The sequence below is a fragment of the Nocardia sp. NPDC004568 genome (assembly GCF_040609955.1).
In the GTDB taxonomy this organism is placed as follows: domain Bacteria; phylum Actinomycetota; class Actinomycetes; order Mycobacteriales; family Mycobacteriaceae; genus Nocardia.
On sequence record NZ_JBEXLL010000004.1, the window covers coordinates 33,047 to 51,206 of the forward strand.

At 70.6% G+C, this 18,160-nt stretch carries 19 protein-coding genes; 7 read left to right on the forward strand and 12 right to left on the reverse strand.

All coding sequences use genetic code 11. From position 1 onward, the window contains the following. Positions 1-8: 8 nt before the first annotated feature. On the reverse strand, positions 9-695 hold the full coding sequence (locus ABZV91_RS03090) for an ABC transporter ATP-binding protein (RefSeq protein WP_355234550.1): 687 nt from the start codon (positions 693-695) through the stop codon (positions 9-11). Further along, positions 692-1,798 carry an ABC transporter permease gene (locus tag ABZV91_RS03095; RefSeq protein ID WP_355234553.1) on the reverse strand — a complete coding sequence of 369 codons (1,107 nt, stop codon included), beginning with the start codon at positions 1,796-1,798 and terminating at the stop codon, positions 692-694. The genes ABZV91_RS03090 and ABZV91_RS03095 overlap by 4 nt, the downstream gene beginning before the upstream one ends. 144 nt (positions 1,799-1,942) lie before the next feature. On the opposite strand from ABZV91_RS03095, the gene ABZV91_RS03100 reads away from it, so the two are divergent. Then, positions 1,943-3,148 (forward strand): sensor histidine kinase, encoded by a 1,206-nt coding sequence (locus ABZV91_RS03100; RefSeq protein ID WP_355234556.1) that lies wholly within the window; start codon positions 1,943-1,945, stop codon positions 3,146-3,148. Then, on the forward strand, positions 3,145-3,780 hold the full coding sequence (locus ABZV91_RS03105) for a response regulator transcription factor (protein WP_355234559.1): 636 nt from the start codon (positions 3,145-3,147) through the stop codon (positions 3,778-3,780). The genes ABZV91_RS03100 and ABZV91_RS03105 overlap by 4 nt, the downstream gene beginning before the upstream one ends. A gap of 13 nt (positions 3,781-3,793) precedes the next feature. Here the strand turns inward: ABZV91_RS03105 and ABZV91_RS03110 are convergent, their stop codons facing one another. Continuing rightward, on the reverse strand, positions 3,794-4,459 hold the full coding sequence (locus ABZV91_RS03110; RefSeq protein ID WP_355234562.1) for a class I SAM-dependent methyltransferase: 666 nt from the start codon (positions 4,457-4,459) through the stop codon (positions 3,794-3,796). 184 nt (positions 4,460-4,643) lie between these two features. On the opposite strand from ABZV91_RS03110, the gene ABZV91_RS03115 reads away from it, so the two are divergent. Then, positions 4,644-5,222 (forward strand): helix-turn-helix domain-containing protein, encoded by a 579-nt coding sequence (locus ABZV91_RS03115; RefSeq protein WP_355234565.1) that lies wholly within the window; start codon positions 4,644-4,646, stop codon positions 5,220-5,222. 24 nt (positions 5,223-5,246) lie between these two features. Here ABZV91_RS03115 and ABZV91_RS03120 read toward each other — a convergent pair whose 3' ends face one another. From ABZV91_RS03120 to ABZV91_RS03145, 6 genes are all read right to left on the reverse strand, one after another. Beyond that, positions 5,247-5,810, reverse strand: coding sequence for a TetR/AcrR family transcriptional regulator (locus tag ABZV91_RS03120; protein WP_355234568.1), 564 nt, complete (start codon positions 5,808-5,810; stop codon positions 5,247-5,249). A 165-nt stretch (positions 5,811-5,975) separates the two neighbouring features. Then, complete coding sequence (gene mshC, locus ABZV91_RS03125; RefSeq protein WP_355234571.1) at positions 5,976-7,217, reverse strand: cysteine--1-D-myo-inosityl 2-amino-2-deoxy-alpha-D-glucopyranoside ligase; 1,242 nt, start codon at positions 7,215-7,217, stop codon at positions 5,976-5,978. A 152-nt stretch (positions 7,218-7,369) separates the two neighbouring features. Further along, positions 7,370-8,176, reverse strand: a complete 807-nt coding sequence (locus ABZV91_RS03130; protein ID WP_355234574.1) for an SCO1664 family protein — start codon at positions 8,174-8,176, stop codon at positions 7,370-7,372. Further along, complete coding sequence (locus tag ABZV91_RS03135) at positions 8,173-8,757, reverse strand: DUF3090 domain-containing protein (RefSeq protein ID WP_030519989.1); 585 nt, start codon at positions 8,755-8,757, stop codon at positions 8,173-8,175. Before ABZV91_RS03135 ends, ABZV91_RS03130 begins: the two co-directional genes overlap by 4 nt. A gap of 123 nt (positions 8,758-8,880) precedes the next feature. Then, positions 8,881-9,582, reverse strand: coding sequence for a histidine phosphatase family protein (locus tag ABZV91_RS03140; RefSeq protein WP_355234577.1), 702 nt, complete (start codon positions 9,580-9,582; stop codon positions 8,881-8,883). 136 nt (positions 9,583-9,718) lie between these two features. After that, on the reverse strand, positions 9,719-10,732 hold the full coding sequence (locus tag ABZV91_RS03145; RefSeq protein ID WP_355234580.1) for an undecaprenyl-diphosphate phosphatase: 1,014 nt from the start codon (positions 10,730-10,732) through the stop codon (positions 9,719-9,721). Between the two features lie 253 nt (positions 10,733-10,985). On the opposite strand from ABZV91_RS03145, the gene ABZV91_RS03150 reads away from it, so the two are divergent. The 4 genes from ABZV91_RS03150 (at position 10,986) to ABZV91_RS03165 (ending at position 15,079) form a co-directional block, all read left to right on the forward strand. Further along, positions 10,986-11,960, forward strand: coding sequence for an aldo/keto reductase (locus ABZV91_RS03150; protein ID WP_355234583.1), 975 nt, complete (start codon positions 10,986-10,988; stop codon positions 11,958-11,960). Between the two features lie 50 nt (positions 11,961-12,010). Then, a complete protein-coding gene (locus tag ABZV91_RS03155) occupies positions 12,011-13,048 on the forward strand; it encodes an ABC transporter substrate-binding protein (protein WP_355234586.1) in 1,038 nt (345 codons plus the stop codon). A gap of 70 nt (positions 13,049-13,118) precedes the next feature. Next, positions 13,119-14,201 carry an iron ABC transporter permease gene (locus ABZV91_RS03160; protein WP_355234589.1) on the forward strand — a complete coding sequence of 361 codons (1,083 nt, stop codon included), beginning with the start codon at positions 13,119-13,121 and terminating at the stop codon, positions 14,199-14,201. Beyond that, the gene (locus ABZV91_RS03165; RefSeq protein ID WP_355234592.1) at positions 14,198-15,079 is read left to right on the forward strand and encodes a heme ABC transporter ATP-binding protein; all 882 of its coding nucleotides are present in this window, start codon (positions 14,198-14,200) and stop codon (positions 15,077-15,079) included. Before ABZV91_RS03160 ends, ABZV91_RS03165 begins: the two co-directional genes overlap by 4 nt. A gap of 3 nt (positions 15,080-15,082) precedes the next feature. Here the strand turns inward: ABZV91_RS03165 and ABZV91_RS03170 are convergent, their stop codons facing one another. The 3 genes from ABZV91_RS03170 to ABZV91_RS03180 all read right to left on the reverse strand — a co-directional run bounded on the left by ABZV91_RS03170 (position 15,083) and on the right by ABZV91_RS03180 (position 18,152). Then, entirely contained in the window at positions 15,083-17,203 is a 2,121-nt protein-coding gene (locus ABZV91_RS03170) for an MMPL family transporter (RefSeq protein ID WP_355234595.1), read from the reverse strand. Positions 17,204-17,220: 17 nt separating this feature from the next. Beyond that, entirely contained in the window at positions 17,221-17,730 is a 510-nt protein-coding gene (locus tag ABZV91_RS03175; RefSeq protein ID WP_355234598.1) for a hypothetical protein, read from the reverse strand. Between the two features lie 71 nt (positions 17,731-17,801). Continuing rightward, complete coding sequence (locus ABZV91_RS03180; protein ID WP_063127126.1) at positions 17,802-18,152, reverse strand: hypothetical protein; 351 nt, start codon at positions 18,150-18,152, stop codon at positions 17,802-17,804. Positions 18,153-18,160: the final 8 nt, after the last annotated feature.

Consider the following 18,160-nt stretch of genomic DNA (forward strand, 5'->3'; position numbering starts at 1 on the left):
GGACGCGGTCAGCGCCCGACGGCCGCCGGAGCGTGCAGTCGGCCGTCGCGTACCTCCACGACCCGATCGGCCGCCGCGAGGTGGGTCGGGTCGTGCGTGACCATGACGGTGGCGATCCCGCGACGGTGGGTCGAGCCGGCGATCAGATCGACGACGGCCGCGCCGCGCTCGCGGTCCAGGGCACTGGTGGGTTCGTCGACCAGGAGCACGGCGGGGTCGTTCATCAGCGCTCGGGCGATATTCACCCGCTGACGCTGCCCCCCGGAGAGCTGGTGCGGACGCCATCCGGCCACCTCGGCCAGACCGACCGATTCGAGTGTCCGCAGGGCCCGGTCGTGCACGCCCCGGGTGCTGCCGCCGGTGACGCGCGCCGCGACCGTCAACTGTTCGGCGGCGGTGAGCGCGGGCAGCAGATTGGGTTGCTGGAAGACGATCCCGATCTTCTGCCGACGGAGGGCGGCCAGCGCTCGCCGCGACATACCGGTGGTCTCGATACCGTCCACGGTCACCGTCCCCGAATCCGGAGTGATGAGAGTGGCCGCCACGGCCAGGAGGCTGGATTTGCCGGAACCGGAGGGCCCCACCACGGCGATGAGCGTGCCGGCGGGGACATCCAGGTCCACGTCGTCCAAGGCGGTCGTGCGCGCCGGTCCATCGGGATAGGACAGGGTGACGGCGGTCAGATTCAGGGTCATCGCACGGACTCCAGAGCGGTCAACGGGTCGACAGAGGTGATGTGGCGAATGGACAGGGCAGAGCCGAGCAGGCCCAGCACGATCAGTGAGGCGGCCGATACCGCGGCGTCGGCGGGCGTCAGCAGGAACGGCACGGACGCGCCGCGGACGGCGGCACCCAGCCCGATCGCCAGTCCGGTGCCGAGCAGCGTGCCGCCGGCCAGCAGGACGACCGCCTGGCCCAGAGCATCCGCGAGCAGCCGTGCGGTGGACGCGCCGAGCGCTTTCAGGACGGCGACATCACGGCTGCGCTGAATGGTCCACACGGTGAAGAACGCGCCGACGACCAGCGCGGAAATGACGAACAGGAGCCCGCGCATCAGCTGTAGTGAACTGTTCTCGGAGGTGTAGGACCCGATTGCGGCCAGCGAATCGCGCGTCGAGACCGTCGTCGTCCCGGCCGCCTCGTCGACGGCCCGCACGTCCACTCCCGCGTCCGTGTTCAGCGCGAGGACGGTCGCGATCGGTTCACCGTATCCCTCGGCCGAAGGCACCGTAGGTCGCCAGGCGTCCAGCCCGGTCCAGACCACGGGAGTGTGCGCGAACGAGGCGTCACCGCGCACCGCCGCGACCGTCAGCGTCCGGCCGGCGAAGGTGAGGGTTTCGCCGGGCTCGACGCCGAGGTCGTCGGCCGCGGCGCCGGACAGTACCGCGGTCCCCGCACCGATCAGGTCTCCGGCGGGGGCCAGGGCCGAACCGGGCCTCACCCCGAAGACGCTGACCCCTGCGGTCCTGCTTCCCGCTTTCGCGGTGACAGTGCTGATTCCCAGTGGTTCGGCGGTGTCGACGCCGGAAGTTTCCGCCCATCTGCGCCACTGGTCCTCGGTGATGACGGATTCGGTGTACGACAGCTCGGCGCCGGTGCCGTCCGCGCCGAATACGATCTTGCTCACGGGCAGATCGGTGATCGCGGAAATATTTTGCTGCGCCAGGCCCGCGGTCAGGCCGGACAGCACGCCGATCAACAGGCTGATCAGCACGATGACGACGCCCATGAGCGCGAATCTCCCGCGGGCGAATTTCAGGTCTCTCCAGGCGACGAACACGGGCGGCAGCCCTTTCATGAGGGGGTGGTATCTCCACCCTCGCCGCCCGGCACCGCGCGCACATCTGCCCCGGGACGGAGAACGACCGGCCCGAAGGCACAGCGACGGTTCCTACTTTCGACAGAGGCAGCCCCGCACACTGCTGCTTAGGCTGGGGGGACCGTGAACACCACCCACACTTTCACCCCCAGAGCCCTGGCCTGGTCCCTGCACCTGCTGGTCCTGGCACTGCTCGTACTCGCGGTGGGGCGGGCAGTCGCCGGCCACCACCCGCACGCCGGTGCGGTCGCGGCGGCGGCCACGGTCTGCGGGCTGGTGTACGCGAGCGGATCGGTGCTGCCCGCTGTGCGCGGTTCCGGGCGGGCCGCGGCGGTCTGGCTGGCCGTCCTCGTCTGCGCCTGGCTCGCCCTGCTCGTGATATCCGCCGACGGGGTCTGGGTGGCCTTCCCGCTGTACTTCCTCCAACTGCATCTGCTGCCACGACGCGCCGGAATCGCCGCTGTCGCGGTCACCGCGGTGGTCGCCGTAATCGGCTTCGCCGCCCACCAGAGCACATTCGGCGCGCCGATGGCCATCGGCCCGGCACTCGGCGCGGCGGTGGCCGTCGCAGTGGTCCGTGGGTATCAGGCGCTCTATCGCGAAAGCGAACAACGCCGGCGGCTGATCGAGGAACTCACCGCCACCCGCGCCGAGCTGGCGGCCGCGGAACACGCCGCCGGGGTGCTGGCCGAGCGGGAGCGGCTGGCCCGCGAGATCCACGACACCCTGGCCCAGGGCCTGACCAGTATCCAGCTGCTCCTGGGCGCCGCCGAACGGGTACTGCCCGGGGCGCCGGACAGCGCGCTGCGCTATGTCGGCCAAGCGCGCCAGACCGCGGTCGACGACCTCGCCGAAGCACGCCGGTTCGTCGCCGCCCTCACCCCACCCGCGCTGGAGGGAGCCACCTTGGCCGACGCACTCGAACGTCTCTGCACCGCCACCGACGCCCGCCACGGGATCACCGCGCGCTTCCACCGCGGCGGCGACCCGGTCCCGATGCCGACCTCCTACGAGGTGGCCTTGCTGCGAATCGCCCAGTCCGCGCTGGCGAACACGGTCCGCCACGCGGCCGCGGCGAGCGCCGATATCACCCTGCGATACCTCGGGGACCGGGTCGTCCTCTCCATCGCCGACGACGGGTGCGGATTCGACCCCGCCGGCTCGACCGCGGCCGGAGCCGACGGCGGCTTCGGGCTCGCGTCGATGGGTGATCGCGTCCGCGCGCTCGGCGGGGAGCTGACCGTCGAATCGACGCCGGGCGAAGGCACCACACTGACTGCCCGGCTACCCCTCGGTCCTCCGTGCGCCGGGGTCGGGGAGTTCGCGTGACGGGGACCGGGATCCGGCTGTTGCTCGCCGATGATCACCCGGTTGTCCGGGCGGGGCTGCGCGCCGTGCTCGAGACCGAGCCCGGCGTGGCGGTGGTGGCCGAGGCCGCCACCGCAGAGGAGGCGGTCGGCCGCGCGGGCGCCGGCGATATCGATGTCGTGCTGATGGATCTCCAGTTCGGTGCGGGCATGAACGGCACCGAGGCCACCGCCCGGATCACCGCACGGCCCGGAAGTCCGCGGGTGCTCGTCGTGACAACCTACGATTCCGAAGCCGATATCCTGCCGGCGATCGAAGCGGGAGCCACCGGGTACGTCCTCAAGGACGCCCGGCCCGAAGATCTGGTGGCCGCCGTACGGACCGCCGCCGCCGGACGCACCGCATTGGCCCCCGCCGTCGCCGACCGGCTGCTGAACCGGTTACGCACGCCGGGGGTCGCCCTGACCCGTCGCGAAACCGAGGTCCTCACCCTGGTCGCCGCGGGCCTGTCCAATCGAGCGATCGGCGCGGACCTCCGCCTCACCGAGGGGACCGTCAAATCCCATCTGGCCCGGATCTACACCAAGCTCGGTGTCGAGTCCCGCACGGCCGCCGTCGCGGCGGCCACCGACGCGGGCCTGATCCGCCGATGAGGGGCCACGGGCGTCAGGAGGGTGCGCCCGGCCGGACCCGCTCCAGTATCCGAAGCGAATCGGTGACCGAGACCTCACGGAATTCGCCGCTGTCGATCGCCCGCCGGTAGATGCCGTAGGGGGCCTGGCCACCGTCGGCCGGATCGGGGAAAACATCGTGGATGGCCAGTCCGCCGCCGGGGACCACCCATCTGGTCCAGCCGCGGTAGTCACGGTCGGCGGCTTCTTCGGTGTGGCCGCCGTCGATGAACAGGAACTCGATCGGGGTGCGCCAGGTGGCGGCTACCCGCGCGGAGGTGCCGACGATCGCGATGACGGTGTCGGACAGGCCCGCGGAGTCGATGGTGTGCCGGAACCGGGGCAGGGTGTCGAACAGGCCGGTGACCGGGTCGACCAGGGAGGTGTCGTGGTATTCCCAGCCGGGCTGGTGTTCCTCGGAGCCGTGATGGTGGTCCACGGTGAAGACGACCCCGCCCTGCGCGCGCGCCGCGGCACCGAGCAGGATCGCCGACTTCCCGCAGTAGGTACCGATCTCGGTGATCACCCCGCCGCGGCAGTACCGCACCGCCGCGGCGTGCAGCGCGCGTCCCTCCTCCTCCGGCATGAATCCGGTGGCCCGGCGGGCATGGTCGAACAGTTGCTCGTCGGTCAGCTGCTGGTCGGTGGCCGGCAGGGTCATCGCGCCTCCTTCGAAGCAGGTACATGCGGTCCGCGGCGGCCGCAGCGAAGGCGGAGGTATCGCGTCATCTGAGGTGAGGGCTCTCTTCCGGATAGCGGGTCGCGGTGGTGACCGACATTACTTCACCGCCCGTGGACTGGGCGTCGGTTGATCCGGCACCCGACCGACACTACTATCTAGACACATGTCCGAAGGCGATTCCAGAATTCTCGAGGCCACTCGGCGGCGCTTGAGCGGCAAGCAGGCGGACACCGTGGACAAACTCACCAGAGCCGCGATGGAAGTGCTGGCCCGGGAAGGTTTCGCCGGACTGACCATCCGGATGGTCGCCACCGCCGCAGGCGTGGGCACCGCGACCGCCTACACGTACTTCTCCTCCAAGGAGCATCTGGTCGCGGAGATCTTCTGGCGCCGGATCCGGTCCTCGCAGAGCCCGGTCAGCCACGACGCCGACCCTACCGTGCGGGTCCTGGCCGAACTGCGCGGTATCGCCCTGCTGGTGGCCGACGAGCAGGAGCTGTCCGGGGCGGTGACGAGCGCACTGCTGGGCCGGGATCCCGATGTCCAGCATCTGCGGACCCGCATCGGTATGGAGATCCGGGAGCGCATCACCCGGGCCCTGGCGCCCGAAGCCGACCCCGAAACCGTGGAATCGCTGGAATTGCTCTATGCGGGCGCTCTGGTACGCGCGGGTATGGGCTACGAGTCGTACGCCGATATCGCCGACCGGCTCGAACGGGCGGCGCTACTCGTCTTGAAATAGCCGCGCGGGCGGGAACCGGTATCGCTAGCCGTTCACGGCCGGGCGGCGGACATGGGAATAGACCAGCCGCGCGTACTCGCCGAGGAGCTCTTCCAGGCACACCTGCTGACCGGCCGCCACCATCTGCTGATATCCGATCAGCAGGGCCATCCCGAGTTCGGTGTCCACAGCGGCGATCCGCTCGTCGCCCACCACACTCGTGATCGTCTTGCGGACGGTGCGGCGCCGGGACTCGTCGACCCGTTTGAGCGCCACCCCCACCGCTTCGTCGTTCGCCGCCCACGCCCGGATCGCCGCCTCCGCCCGATGATGCAGGCCCAGCGTCAGATCCGACAGGGCGCGGATGGCCTCGTCGGGTGTGGACGGATCGAAGTTCAGGGTGCGCAGGATCAACACCTGCCGGTTCTCCCAATGGTCCAGCAGCGCATCCACATACGACTGCCAGCTCCCGAAATGGTGATAGAACGATCCGCTGGTCACCCCGAGCCGCCGGCACAGCACGCCGATGTTGAGGTGCCGGAAACCGAGCTCGGACAGAACTTCCAGGCCGGTGTCGAAGTAGTTGTCCTTACTGACGATACGAGACATGCGGCGCCGATCTCTTCGGTGAACGGGTGGGGATTTCGAGGATCGAACAGTACCCCATGAGCGGCCCGGTCCGGCCGAGAGTGGCGAAAGGTCACCACCCGCGCGGCCGGACCACCGTAATCCGAAAGCTCGTGTGCCCGCGGTCGAACACTCGCCGCGCCCCGGTCAGCGCAGCCGTACGCCGAGCAGCGCGTCGACCGCCGCGGTGATATCCGCGCCCGCGGCCGGGTCGGCGCCACCGTATTCCAGGGCGGCGTGCGCCCAGGCGTCGAGCGCCGCGAGCGCCGACGGAGTGTCGAGATCGTCGGCGAGATGGGTGCGCAGCCGGGCGATGGTCTCGGCGGCCGGCGGCGCGGCGGCCACCGCGGCGGCCTGCCGCCAGTGCCGCAGCCGCGCTTCGGCCTCGGTGAGCACGCTGTCGGTCCACATCCGGTCCGCGCGGTAGTGGCCGGCGAACAGGCCCAGCCGGATCAGCGACGGGTCCACGCCCCGGGCGCGTAGTTTCGACACCAGGACCAGATTGCCCTTGGACTTGGACATCTTCTCCCCGTCCAGCCCGATCATGCCGGTATGCACGTAATGGCGGGCGAAGCGCCGGCCCGCGGCCAATGCCTCACCGTGGGCGGCGGAGTACTCGTGATGGGGGTAGATCAGATCGCTGCCGCCGCCCTGGATATCGAACTCGGTACCCAGCCGGTTCACCGCGATCGCCGCGCATTCGATATGCCAGCCGGGCCGGCCCGGCCCGAACGGCGAGGGCCACGACGGTTCCCCCGGGCGTTCGGCCCGCCACAGCAGGGCGTCCAGCGGATCACGCTTGCCCGGCCGATCCGGATCGCCGCCGCGTTCGGCGAACAGGCGTTCCATGGTGGCGCGGTCATAGCCCGATTCGTACCCGAACTGCTCGGTGGCGTCGGTACGGAAATAGATATCGGGGTACTGCGTGTCCTCGACCGTGTAGGCGGCGCCGGAGGCCAGCAGCTTGCCGACCAGCTCGACGACCTCCTCCACCGATTCGATCGCGCCCACGTACTCCCGCGGCGGCAGCACCCGCAGCGCCGCCATGTCCTCGCGGAACAGTTCGATCTCGCCGGTGCCCAGGTCCCGCCAGTCCACGCCGTCCCGGTCCGCCCGCTCGAACAGCGGATCGTCGACATCGGTGACGTTCTGTACGTAGTGCACCTCGTGACCGGCGTCGCGCAGCACCCGGTTCACCAGGTCGAAGGTCAGATAGGTGGCGGCATGGCCGAGATGGGTGGCGTCGTACGGGGTGATCCCGCAGACGTACATGGTGGCTGTATTGCCCGGGGTCACCGGGCGGATACAGGAGTCGGCGGTGTCGTGCAACCGCAACGGTGGCCCTGTTCCGGGGACCGCGGGGATCGGGGTGTCGGACCAGGACTGCATACCTTCGAGAGTAGAGGTCGCGACACGCCGCGCCCCGACCACCCCGCCGCGCGTGCCGCGACCGTGCTCGCTCGCGGTCCGTTGACCTGCGCGGACGTGGCCGCGGCGAGAAGACAACCGTTGCCTTCAGAGAGAGCGAATCCGGCGCCGCGTCAGAAGGCGGGCCACGGAATGGGGCGCGACGTCTCCGGGAAGGGCAGCACCGGCTCGTCGAGCAGGCGCTTGGCCCGGCGCAGCAGGGCATCGATCTCGGCGTCGGTGAGATGGTCGGCCAGCCGGTCGGCGAGTTCGCCGGGCAGGGTTTCGGCGAACGCGGCGATATCGGCGAGCAGATCCGCCGGTATCGGCTCCCCGGCCCACCCCCACAGCACGGTGCGCAGTTTGTTCTCCTGGTGCAGGCAGATCCCGTGGTCCACGCCGTACACCTCGCCGTCCGCCGATTCCAGGGCGTGCCCGCCTTTGCGGTCGGCATTGTTCAGCAGCACATCCAGCACCGCCATCCGCTGCAACCTCGGATCGTCGGCGTGCACCAGCGAGACCTCGTCCCCGGCTCCGTCGTAGGCGCGCAGCACCTCCCGGAAACCGTCCGGCACCCGCTCGGGCGGGCACAGATCGATCAGATCCAGCCGGGTGCCGGCCGGTTCGCGCGGCTCCCGGGTGGTGATCCAACGCTGCACCATCCCCGGACCGTAGGGTCCGTCCCGTAACACCGTTTCCGGGATCACCGTCCAGCCCAGCGCCTCGGAGATCAGATACGACGCCACCTCACGCCCGGCCAGGGTCCCGTCCGGGAAATCCCACAGCGGCTGCTCACCGCGGACCGGCTTGTAGACCACCCGCAGATCGCCGTCACCGGTGGCGAGATCACAGACCAGGGTCACATTGCTGGCGACCCCCACCCGGCCCAGCACCGTCAGTTCACCTGCGCGCAGCGCGTCCACGGTGCCGGGCACGGTCATTCCTCCAGATCGTTCGCGCCGAACAGTTCACCGCGCTTGTACCCGTTGGTACGCACACACATGTGCCCACGCGCGGACAGCGGTTCCCCGCACAGGGGGCACGGCGGCCGCCCGGCCGCGATCACCCGGGTGGACCGCAGCGCGAATTCCCGCGCCTGATCGGGAGTGAGGAACACCCGGACCGCGTCCGGGCCCTCGTCGGTGTCGTCGAGGACCACCGATTCGTCCACCTCGGTCTCGGTGATCGCCAGCAATTCGACGACCACCGCACCCGCGTCGGCATCCCAGCCGAGCCCCATGGTGCCCACCCGGAACTCCGCATCGATGGGCGTGACCAGCGGCGCGTTGTCGTTGACCTGATCGGCCTGCGGCGGCACCTCGGCACCGAATCGCCGTGCCACCTCGTCGAGCAGCAGACCCATCCGGTCGGCGAGAACCTTCACCTGCTGCTTCTCCAGCAGCACACTCACCACCCGGGGTTCCTCCACCGCCTGCAGGTAGAACGCGCGATCGCCCGGCTCACCGACAGTTCCGGCGACGAAACGTTCGGGGGTGCGGAAAACATGGATTGCGCGTGACACATGCACCTCCTGATACGTGACCCTGTTCGGCTGCGGTACCCCGCTGCGCCGTATCCCGGCGCGGACGCCGATTCGCCCGATGCCGCCGAGAGGTGGCGCGTTCGCCGGTATCGGGCATACCCATTATCCGTCTTTCCTTCCCGCCCCGATCTCCCCGCCGGGCACGGGTCCGGATGTACCGGACTCGGCCTTCGGCGTGGGAGCCAGACCGGAGAGGTCCGCACCGGTGTCGTTCATCCGCGTGACGAACGGCGCGGTGCGGGTGTAGCGGACAACGCTGAGCGAGGCGGGCTCGACCATGATCCGCTGGAATCCGTCGAGATGGATGCCGAGCGCGTCCGCGAGCACCGCCTTGATCACATCACCATGGGTGCACGCCACCCACAACCGGTCCCCGTCGTGCAGTTCGGCCAGGGCGCGATCGTGTTCGCGGATGGCCGACACCGCCCGCGCCTGCACCTGGGCCAGCCCCTCGCCGCCGGGGAACACCGCCGCCGAGGCATGCCGCTGCACCACCTGCCACAGCGGCTCCTGCAGCAGGTCCTGGATCCGGCGCCCGGTCCATTCGCCGTAGTCGACCTCGGCGAGGCGGTCGTCGACCACCGGTTCCAGGCCGAGTTCGGCGGCCAGCGGCGACACGGTGCGCTGGCAGCGCAGCAGCGGTGAGGTCACGATCCGCGAAATCGGCAGGCCCGCGAGCCGGTCTGCGACGGTCCGGGCCTGTTCGCCACCGCGGTCGGTGAGTTCCACACCGGGACTGCGGCCGGCGAGCGTGCCGCCGGTATTGGAGGTCGACACACCGTGTCGCAGCAGGATCACCGTCATGCGGCCAGCCTAATGGGCGCGGTCGGGGGGAGCTCACCCGCAAGTCCGCACCCGGCCGGGACACTTCCGGTGCTCCGCCCGGCCGCACCTGCGGCGAACCCGGAACCGACCGGTGTGGCAGCGTCGTCTGTGCCGGTCATGTGGCCGAAACGACCCCGCCCGCGAGCAGACCGATGAGCACGACACCGAGCACGATCCGGTAGCCGACGAACCAGTAGAACGAATGCTTCGCCACGAACCGCAGCAGCCAGGCCACCGACGCGTAACCCACCACGAACGACACCAGGGTCGCCACCAGCAACTGGGCACCCGAGGCGTTGAGCCCCTCCCCCGCGGGCTCGAAAGCGTCGGGAAGACTGAACAGTCCGGACGCGGTGACCGCCGGGATCGCCAGCAGGAACGAGAACCGTACCGCCGCCTCCCGTTTCAGCCCCAGGAACAGGCCCGCGCTGGAGGTCGCGCCCGACCGGGACACCCCGGGGATCAACGCCAGGCATTGCGCGAAGCCCATCACCAACCCGTCGCGGGTGGTGAGCTGTTCGAGTGGACGCTGTTTCGGGCCGAAGTGTTCGGCCGCCGCGATCACCAGCGCGAAGACGATCAGCATGATGGCCACCAGCCACAGGTTCCGTGCGCCGGTGCGGATCTGATCCTTGAACACCAGCCCCAGCACGCCGATCGGGATGGTGGCGATGATCACATACCACCCCATCCGGTAATCGAGTTCGCGCTGCGCCTCGGCGCCCGGGTCGTACCCGGCCGGACCGCTTCCGGTGACCACCGGAAGTTTCGTGGTCACCATCTCGCTGACCGGCACGTTCTCCCGGGATCGCGCGGTGAGCTTCTCGAACACCGTGGTGCACCAGACCCGCACGATGCGCCAGATGTCCTTGGCGAAGAACAACAGCACCGCGGCCTCGGTACCGAGCTGGGTCACCGCGGTGAACGACGCGCCCGCGTCGTCGCCGAAGAACAACGAGGACACGATCCGCAGATGACCCGACGACGACACCGGCAGGAACTCCGTCAGACCCTGCACCAACCCGAGCACCAACGCCTGCACCCAGGTCATCGACTCGCCAACCACACATCCTCCTGTACAACGCCGAAAACCCGCTCCGCCTTCGGTCTTACGGCACCCCGGCCGCATCCGGGCACGGCGACGACCGGCAGCGACCCTACAGTGCCCGCCCAGGGCCCCGCGCGGCGGCCGCTGTGCGGCGGACACGCCGAGCGGACCGTTCGTCCCGGACCGCCTCCGCGCGAACACGCTCTAGGCTGGGCGCCGTGAGGATTTGTCGAACCGTGCAGTGTCTTCCGGGCATGAGCGAGGGCCCTCCGTGGTCACGCTTCGCTACCGCCTCCGGTCCCGGCCCGCTCATGCCGGACGCGGAGACCCGGTGATGGAACAGCGCACCGTCGGCCGCAGCGGGCTGCGGGTTTCCCGGATCGGGCTGGCCACCCATACCTGGGGCAGCCACACCGACCCCGATACCGCCGCCGCGCAACTGATCGCGTTCGCCGAATCCGGCGGCACCCTCGTCGACACCTCCCCCGCCTATGCCGGCGGGGCCGCGCAACGGATCCTCGCCGACCTTCTCGGCGATCTGGTCTCCCGCGACGAGCTCGTCCTGTGCGCCGGCGCGGGTCTGGTACCGCAGCTGCCGGCGGTGCCCCCGGGCAGCGAACCGCCACCGCCCGGGCAGGCGCGGATCACGGTCGACTGCTCACGCCGCAGCCTGCTGCGGCAGCTGGACCGTACCCTGCTCGAACTGGGCACCGACCATCTGGATCTGTGGCAGATCACCGCCTGGGACCCGAGTACCCCGCTCGGCGAGATCGCCGCCACCCTGGAATACGCGATCAGTTCCGGGCGCACCCGCTACGCCGGGGTCCGCGGCTTCACCGCCTGGCAGCTGGCCAGCCTGGCCGCGGTCAGCCCGATCACCGCCGTACAGACCCCGTATTCGCTGCTCACCCGAGGCGCGGAGGACGATACGGTCCCGGCCGCCGCGCACCACGGCGCGGGCCTGGTGGCCACCGCCGCGCTGGCGGGCGGGATCCTCACCGGGAAGTACCGCGACGGCGTCCCGGCCGACTCCCGCGCCGCCGACGAGGCCACCGCCGCCGAGATCCGCGGCCGCCTCGACGACGACCGGGCCACCGCCGTGGTGGACGCGCTGGTCACCGCCGCCGACGGGCTGGCCACCTCCCCGCTCGCGGTCGCGCTGGCGTGGGTGCGGGACCGGCCCGGGGTCGCGAGCATGCTCGTCGGCGCCCGCGATATGGGTCAGCTCACCGGAGTACTGGCCGCCGAAACACTGGAACTGCCGCGAGCGATCGCCGCCGCCCTCGACGATGTGAGCTCCACCCCGTAGTGCGGGGCGGGCGAGCACCGGACCCACCCGCACGGATTAGCCTTGCCTTCATGAGGTATCACCGGGTCCGCTCCGGACGGGCGCGCGCACTGCTGGCAGGACTCGCGGCGGGCCTGCTCGTACTCACCGCCGCCTGCGACAGCCCCGAACCCGCCGGCGCCACCACCCAGCAGGGCCCGGCCACCGCGGTCCTCGACGACCTGGACCCGGTACCGATCACTCCCCCGCCCACCCCGGTCCTGCCGGCGACCGTCCGCTCCTTCGACGGCACCGATGTGACGGTCACCGACGCGAGCCGGATCGTCGCCGCCGATCGGTACGGCACCCTCGCCCAGATCGTCTGGGCGCTGGGGCTGGGCGAGAACCTGGTCGGTCGCAGCACCGCGGCGGCGTTCCCGGCCGTCGCGCACCTGCCGAACGTCACGGGCGGCAACGGCGCGCTGAACGTGGAATCGATTCTGGCGTTGCGGCCCAGTGTGTTCCTCACCGACACCACCAGCGCGTCCCCGGCGGTCCGGGAACAGTTGCGCGCCACCGGGATCGCCGTCGTCTACTTCGATCCGGAACGCACCATGGAGGGGGTCGTCCCGCAGATCGAGGCGGTCGCCGCTGCCCTCGGCGTGCCGCAGCGCGGTCAGGAACTCGGCCGCCGGACCAGCGACGAGATCGCGGCCGCCTCCGCCGCGGTACCCGTCCCGGATCCACGGTTGCGGATCGCGTTCCTGTACCTGCGCTCCAGCGCGATCACCATGCTGGCCGGGCCGGGTTCCGGCGCCGACGCGCTCATCGCCGCGCTCGGCGCCGAGGACGCCGGGCAGCAGGCCGGGCTGACCGAACCGTTCACCGCCATCACCAGCGAAGCCATGATCGCCGCCGCCCCGGATGTCCTCCTGGTCATGACCGACGGGATGGAATCGATCGGCGGTGTCGACGGAATCGTCCGGATCCCCGGGATCGCGCAGACACCGGCGGGCCGCAACAAACGGATCGTCGACATGTCCGACGCGGTGCTGCTGTCGTTCGGGCCCAATACCGGCCGGGTCATCTCCGCGCTGTCCGACGCCGTGTACGGCCGGACCGGCGCATGAGCCGGTCGGGACCGCAGGCGGCGACGCGGCACCACCGCAGAGGGCCCTCGATCATGCCGTGGGCCGCTCCATGACCGTCGCGCTGGAGAAGCCACCCGCGCCCCCGGCCACCGGCCACCCACGTCGCCGCGCGGTCCTCGCCTTCACCGTCGCCGCCGGGGCGCTGGTGGTCCTGGCCCTGGCTTCCGCCGCCATCGGGCAGGTCCCCACCACGCCCGCCGAGGTCGCCGGCAGTGTCGCGCACCGGGTCGGGCTGGACTGGGGTCCGCTGCCGGCGCACCCGGCCGGGGAGGTCACGCTGTGGGAGGTCCGGTTCCCGCGCGTGGTCCTGGCGATCCTGGTGGGCGCCGCCCTGGCCACCGCCGGTGCGCTGCTCCAGGGTGTCTTCGCCAATCCGCTCGCCGAGCCCGGCGTCATCGGGGTGTCCTCGGGCGCCGCGGTGGGGGCCGGGACGGTGATCGTGTTCGGCGGGGCCTTCGTGGCCGCCTGGTCGGTCGCGGCGGCCGCGTTCGCCGCCGGACTGTTCACCACCGCGCTGGTCTACGTGCTGTCGCGGGCCGGCGGCCGTACCGAAGTGGTGACCCTGGTACTCACCGGTGTCGCGATCAACGCGTTCGCCGGCGGGCTCATCGCGTTCCTGTTGTTCGTCGCCTCGCCCGCGGCGCGCGACCAGATCGTGTTCTGGCAACTCGGCAGCCTCAACGGCGCCACCTGGGACGCCGTCACGGTCGTCGCGGTCCTGACCGTCGCGGGGATCGCCGCCGCGGTCCTCGTCGCGCCCCGGCTGGACCTGCTCGCGCTCGGCGAATCCGCGGCCCGCCATCTCGGCGTCGACGTGGAACGGCTGCGGCGCACGGTGATCGTGATCGTCGCCGTGCTGACCACCGCGGGCGTCGCCTTCACCGGCATCATCCTGTTCGTGGGTCTGATCGTCCCGCATGTGGTGCGAATGATCGTCGGGCCCGGGCATCGGGCACTGGTGCCGGTCAGCGCGGTCACCGGAGCCGTTGTGCTGCTCGGCGCCGATGTCGCCGCCCGCTCCCTGGTCGACAACGCCGACCTGCCGCTGGGGATGCTCACCTCGCTCATCGGCGCCCCGTTCTTCTTCTGGCTGCTGCGCCGGACCCGGGCCCGGGCGGGAGGCTGGGCATGACCGCGCAGACAACCGCCCTGCGAGACGGGTTCACCGCATTGCTACGGCGCGGGCACGACCTGCCCGGCGCCCCGGAACCCGGCAGCGTCACGCTACGCGCCCGGGACATCACCCTGGACCGGCACGGGGGCGGCGGCGGGACGCGGCGCGTGCTCGACGGCGTCGACTTCGAGGTCGCCGCCGGGGAGGTCGTCGCCCTGGTCGGGCCCAACGGCGCCGGGAAATCGACCCTGCTCGCGGTACTCGCGGGAGAACTGGACCCCGGTCGGGGCAGCGTCGAACTCGACGGCCACCCGCTGGACCGGTGGACACCCGTCGATATGGCCCGCCGCCGCGCGGTACTGCCCCAGTCGCATACGGTCGGATTCCCCTTCAGCGCCGCGGAGGTGGTCGCCATGGGTCGCGCACCCTGGCAGCGCACCCCACACGCCGACCGCGACGATGCGATCGTCGCGGCCGCCATGGCCGCCACCGACAGCACCCACCTCGCCGGCCGGTCCTTCCCGAGCCTGTCCGGCGGGGAACGGGCCCGGGTCGCGCTGGCCCGGGTGCTGGCCCAGGACACCGCGACCCTGCTGCTGGACGAACCGACCGCCGCGCTGGACCTGGGGCATCAGGAAGCCGTACTCGCACTCGCCGCGGATCGCGCCGCGGCCGGTGCCGCGGTGGTGGTGGTCCTGCACGACCTGGCCTCCGCTGCCGCCTACGCCGACCGCGTCGCCGTCCTGGACGACGGACGCGTCGCGGCCGCCGGGCCGCCGCGTGAGGTTCTCACCGGTGAGTTGCTCACTCGCGTCTACCGGTACCCGGTCGAAGTGCTCGACCATCCGGGCACCGGCGCGCAACTGGTCCTGCCCGCCCGTCCGGCACGCGGCTGAGCCTCAGCCCGGCCGGGCGGCACGCGGCCCGGGTCGCCAGACGAGTTTCAGCACAGCCGGGGTCAGCAACATCCGGATGACCGTCGCGTCCAGCACCAGGGCCGCGATCATGCCGTAGGCGATGTACTTCATCATCACCAGCTCCGAGAAACCGAACGCGCCGGTCACCACGATGAGGATCGCCGCCGCCGAGGTGATCACCCCGCCGGTGTGCGCGATCCCGTAGCGGATGGCCTCCGGTGCGTCCGCTCCCGCGGCACGTGCCTCCACCACCCGCGACAGCAGGAACACCTCGTAGTCGGTGGAGAGCCCGAACACCACGGTCACGATCAGCACCAGCACCGCGAACATCAGCGGACCGGGCGTGAAATCGAACAACCGCGCCCCGTGCCCCTCCACGAACATCCAGGTCAGGATGCCGAGCGTGGCCCCCAGGCTCAGTGCCGACATCGCCACCGCCTTCACCGCCAGGATCAGCGACCGGAACGCCGCGTACATCAATGCCAGCGCCGCCGCCACCAGCACGGCAGCCAGCAACGGCAGCCCGTCGAGCAGGCCGTGGATACTGTCGCGTTCCAACGCCGGCACCCCCGCGACCATCACCCGCACACCGTCGGGTTCCTCGATACCGCGTAACACCGCGATCGCGGTATCGGCGGCTCGATCGTCGACCAGGCCCGCCTCCAGCACATTGATCCCGTCGCGAGTGGGTGCGGCGGGCTCGAACGGACCCGTGAGCCCGGGGGTGGCATTGGCCTGCAGACGGATATCGCTCAGCTGCGAGGCATCGGCGCCGGTCACGACCAGGCGCAGCGGTTCGGTCCGGAACCCGGGGAACAGCGTGTCGAACTTCTCCTGCGCCATCCGTGCCGGATTGTCCCCCGCCAGGTACTTCTCGCTCAGACCCCCGAACTCGATATGCCGGAACGGCACCATGAGCAGCAGCAGGCCCAGTACCACCGGCACGATCACCGCCCACGGCCGCGCCATCGACCGCTCGGCCAGCCGGGAGAAGAGCCCGCGATCGATCTCGGCCTCGGTACTGGCCCGGGCGAACCGCCGCCACTGCCACAGATCGATTCGGCGGCCCGCGATCGCCAGCATCGCCGGTAACGCGGTCACCGACAACACCGCCGCCAGCAGCACCGAACTGATCCCGCCGTAGGGCACCGACCGCAGCACCCCGTTCGGGAAGATCAACAGCGCACCCAGGCTGACCGCGATGATCGCGGCCGAGAACAGCACCGTGCGGCCCGCCGTGGCGACCGTCCGCGCCACCGCCTCCTCCACGCCGCGGCCCGCGGCCAGCTCCTCCCGGAACCGGGTCACCGTGAACAGGCCGTAGTCGATGGCCAGACCCAGACTCACCAGCGTCACCACGGCACTGGCGAAAACGTTCACCTCGATATAGCCGGTGAGCAGCCGCATGATGCCCTGGGTGCCCAGGATCGTCATACCGCCGATCAACACCGGCAGCACAGCGGCCACCACGCCACCGAACACGAAATACAGCAGGATCGCCACCAGCGGCAGCGCGATCATCTCGGCCCGCTGGATATCGTCCTGCATCCCCGTGTTGATGCCCTCCACGACCGGCTGCAAGCCGGCCAACTGCACTGTCGTACCGGCGGGCCCGGTACCGGAACCGCCGGCCACCAGGTCGCCGACGATCGCCTGATAGTTGTCGACGGTCGCCGACCCCTCGCCGCGCAGCCCGATACTGGCGAAGGCGTGGGTACGGGAATCGTCGGCGAACTGCCCCGACAGCGCGCTGTCCCAGTAGCTGTCGATCCGCAGCACGCGATCGGGATGGTCGCGCAGCAGACCGGCCAGCTGCGTGGTCACCGCCGCCCGGACCTGCGGATCGTCCACCGTGCGTCCCGGTGGCGCGGTGTAGAGGGCGACCACATCACTGTCGGTGTCCCGGCCGAAGGTCGCGTCGGCCAGTTTCGAGGCCGCCACCGATTCGCTCGACTCGTCGAACCACCCCTCCTGGGTCAGCCGGTCCGGGAGATCCCGGCCGTACAGGCCCGAGACCGCCACCAGGGCCAGAAAGAGTACGAGCACCGCGACCCGGTGCCGGTACACGAAACGACCCCACCGGTGGGTTTCCGCCGTGCGCATCCCCGGGCGCCCGCCGCCTAACCGCACGCCGGGGTTCGATAATCGGCCGAACGCAGGATCCCGCACAGATCGGTCCGCGAGAGCTTCCAGGCGCCGTCGAGATAGATGAAATGCACCACGGTGGTCCGCACAGCGGTCCCGGAGCCGTCCTTGTCCAGTCGCAAGGTCGCGGTCACCGTACCGTCGTGGTTGTCGAACACCGGGTCGGTGACCCCGTACACCGCCCGGGGATTGTCCTGCAGCGCCTTGTACATATCGGGGATCGCCTGGGAGAACGCCTCCCCGTCCTCGATCAGCGCGGTCCGCTCCGAATCCGGCAACGCCGGATCCAATGCCCGTTTGATCTGCCCGTCCAGCTCGGCGGCCGTCGGGAGCGCACGAGAGGCGAGTTCCCGCGAGGTCGCCGACGCGGACGAGGACAACGCGGCCTTCGCCGAGGATCGCGCCGCCGCCACCGCCTCTTCGTCGACCCCGGATCCACAGGCGGTCACCGAAACCGCCGCCGCGAGGAGAATGACGAGTGACATAAATTCAGTGCGCGCGCCGAGCACCAGCCGGAAAACAGATGTGTACCGCATCACGACATGAATACCATCATTCACTGCATACCTTCGATCACCGACCCGATCCGGGCCAGCAGCGCCCGCACCGTCGGAACATTACGGCCTCGCGGCGGCGGCTCGGCGGCAGGGAGCAGATCGCGCACCAGGGCCACGACACTGCGGGTGTCGTCGAGATCGGTATCCGTCACATGGGTTTCCGCGACCGCCACCACATCCTCGGGGCCGGGCACCTCGTCCGGATGGAGGTCGGGCCGATAGACCTCCAGGCGCAGCGTCGCCCGCACCGTGCGGAAAGCGAACGATCGTCCGTCCCCGGTCCGACCGAATCCGTGCGCGAACGGGCCCGTGGTCACCTCGTCGGCGGAAAAACCCGGCACCTCGTGCATCGTCAAAC

Excerpts from the sequence above, each read along its gene's own strand:
- ABZV91_RS03180 (WP_063127126.1), bottom strand. The coding sequence starts at position 18,152 with ATGCACGAGGTGCCGGGTTTTTCCGCCGACGAGGTGACCACGGGCCCG.
- ABZV91_RS03175 (WP_355234598.1), bottom strand. The coding sequence starts at position 17,730 with ATGTCACTCGTCATTCTCCTCGCGGCGGCGGTTTCGGTGACCGCCTGT.
- ABZV91_RS03120 (WP_355234568.1), bottom strand. The coding sequence starts at position 5,810 with ATGTCTCGTATCGTCAGTAAGGACAACTACTTCGACACCGGCCTGGAA.
- ABZV91_RS03155 (WP_355234586.1), top strand. The coding sequence starts at position 12,011 with ATGAGGTATCACCGGGTCCGCTCCGGACGGGCGCGCGCACTGCTGGCA.
- ABZV91_RS03090 (WP_355234550.1), bottom strand. The coding sequence starts at position 695 with ATGACCCTGAATCTGACCGCCGTCACCCTGTCCTATCCCGATGGACCG.
- ABZV91_RS03150 (WP_355234583.1), top strand. The coding sequence starts at position 10,986 with ATGGAACAGCGCACCGTCGGCCGCAGCGGGCTGCGGGTTTCCCGGATC.
- ABZV91_RS03165 (WP_355234592.1), top strand. The coding sequence starts at position 14,198 with ATGACCGCGCAGACAACCGCCCTGCGAGACGGGTTCACCGCATTGCTA.
- ABZV91_RS03145 (WP_355234580.1), bottom strand. The coding sequence starts at position 10,732 with ATGCGGCCGGGGTGCCGTAAGACCGAAGGCGGAGCGGGTTTTCGGCGT.
- ABZV91_RS03095 (WP_355234553.1), bottom strand. The coding sequence starts at position 1,798 with ATGAAAGGGCTGCCGCCCGTGTTCGTCGCCTGGAGAGACCTGAAATTC.
- ABZV91_RS03115 (WP_355234565.1), top strand. The coding sequence starts at position 4,644 with ATGTCCGAAGGCGATTCCAGAATTCTCGAGGCCACTCGGCGGCGCTTG.
- ABZV91_RS03110 (WP_355234562.1), bottom strand. The coding sequence starts at position 4,459 with ATGACCCTGCCGGCCACCGACCAGCAGCTGACCGACGAGCAACTGTTC.
- mshC (WP_355234571.1), bottom strand. The coding sequence starts at position 7,217 with ATGCAGTCCTGGTCCGACACCCCGATCCCCGCGGTCCCCGGAACAGGG.
- ABZV91_RS03130 (WP_355234574.1), bottom strand. The coding sequence starts at position 8,176 with ATGACCGTGCCCGGCACCGTGGACGCGCTGCGCGCAGGTGAACTGACG.
- ABZV91_RS03160 (WP_355234589.1), top strand. The coding sequence starts at position 13,119 with ATGACCGTCGCGCTGGAGAAGCCACCCGCGCCCCCGGCCACCGGCCAC.
- ABZV91_RS03140 (WP_355234577.1), bottom strand. The coding sequence starts at position 9,582 with ATGACGGTGATCCTGCTGCGACACGGTGTGTCGACCTCCAATACCGGC.
- ABZV91_RS03170 (WP_355234595.1), bottom strand. The coding sequence starts at position 17,203 with ATGCGCACGGCGGAAACCCACCGGTGGGGTCGTTTCGTGTACCGGCAC.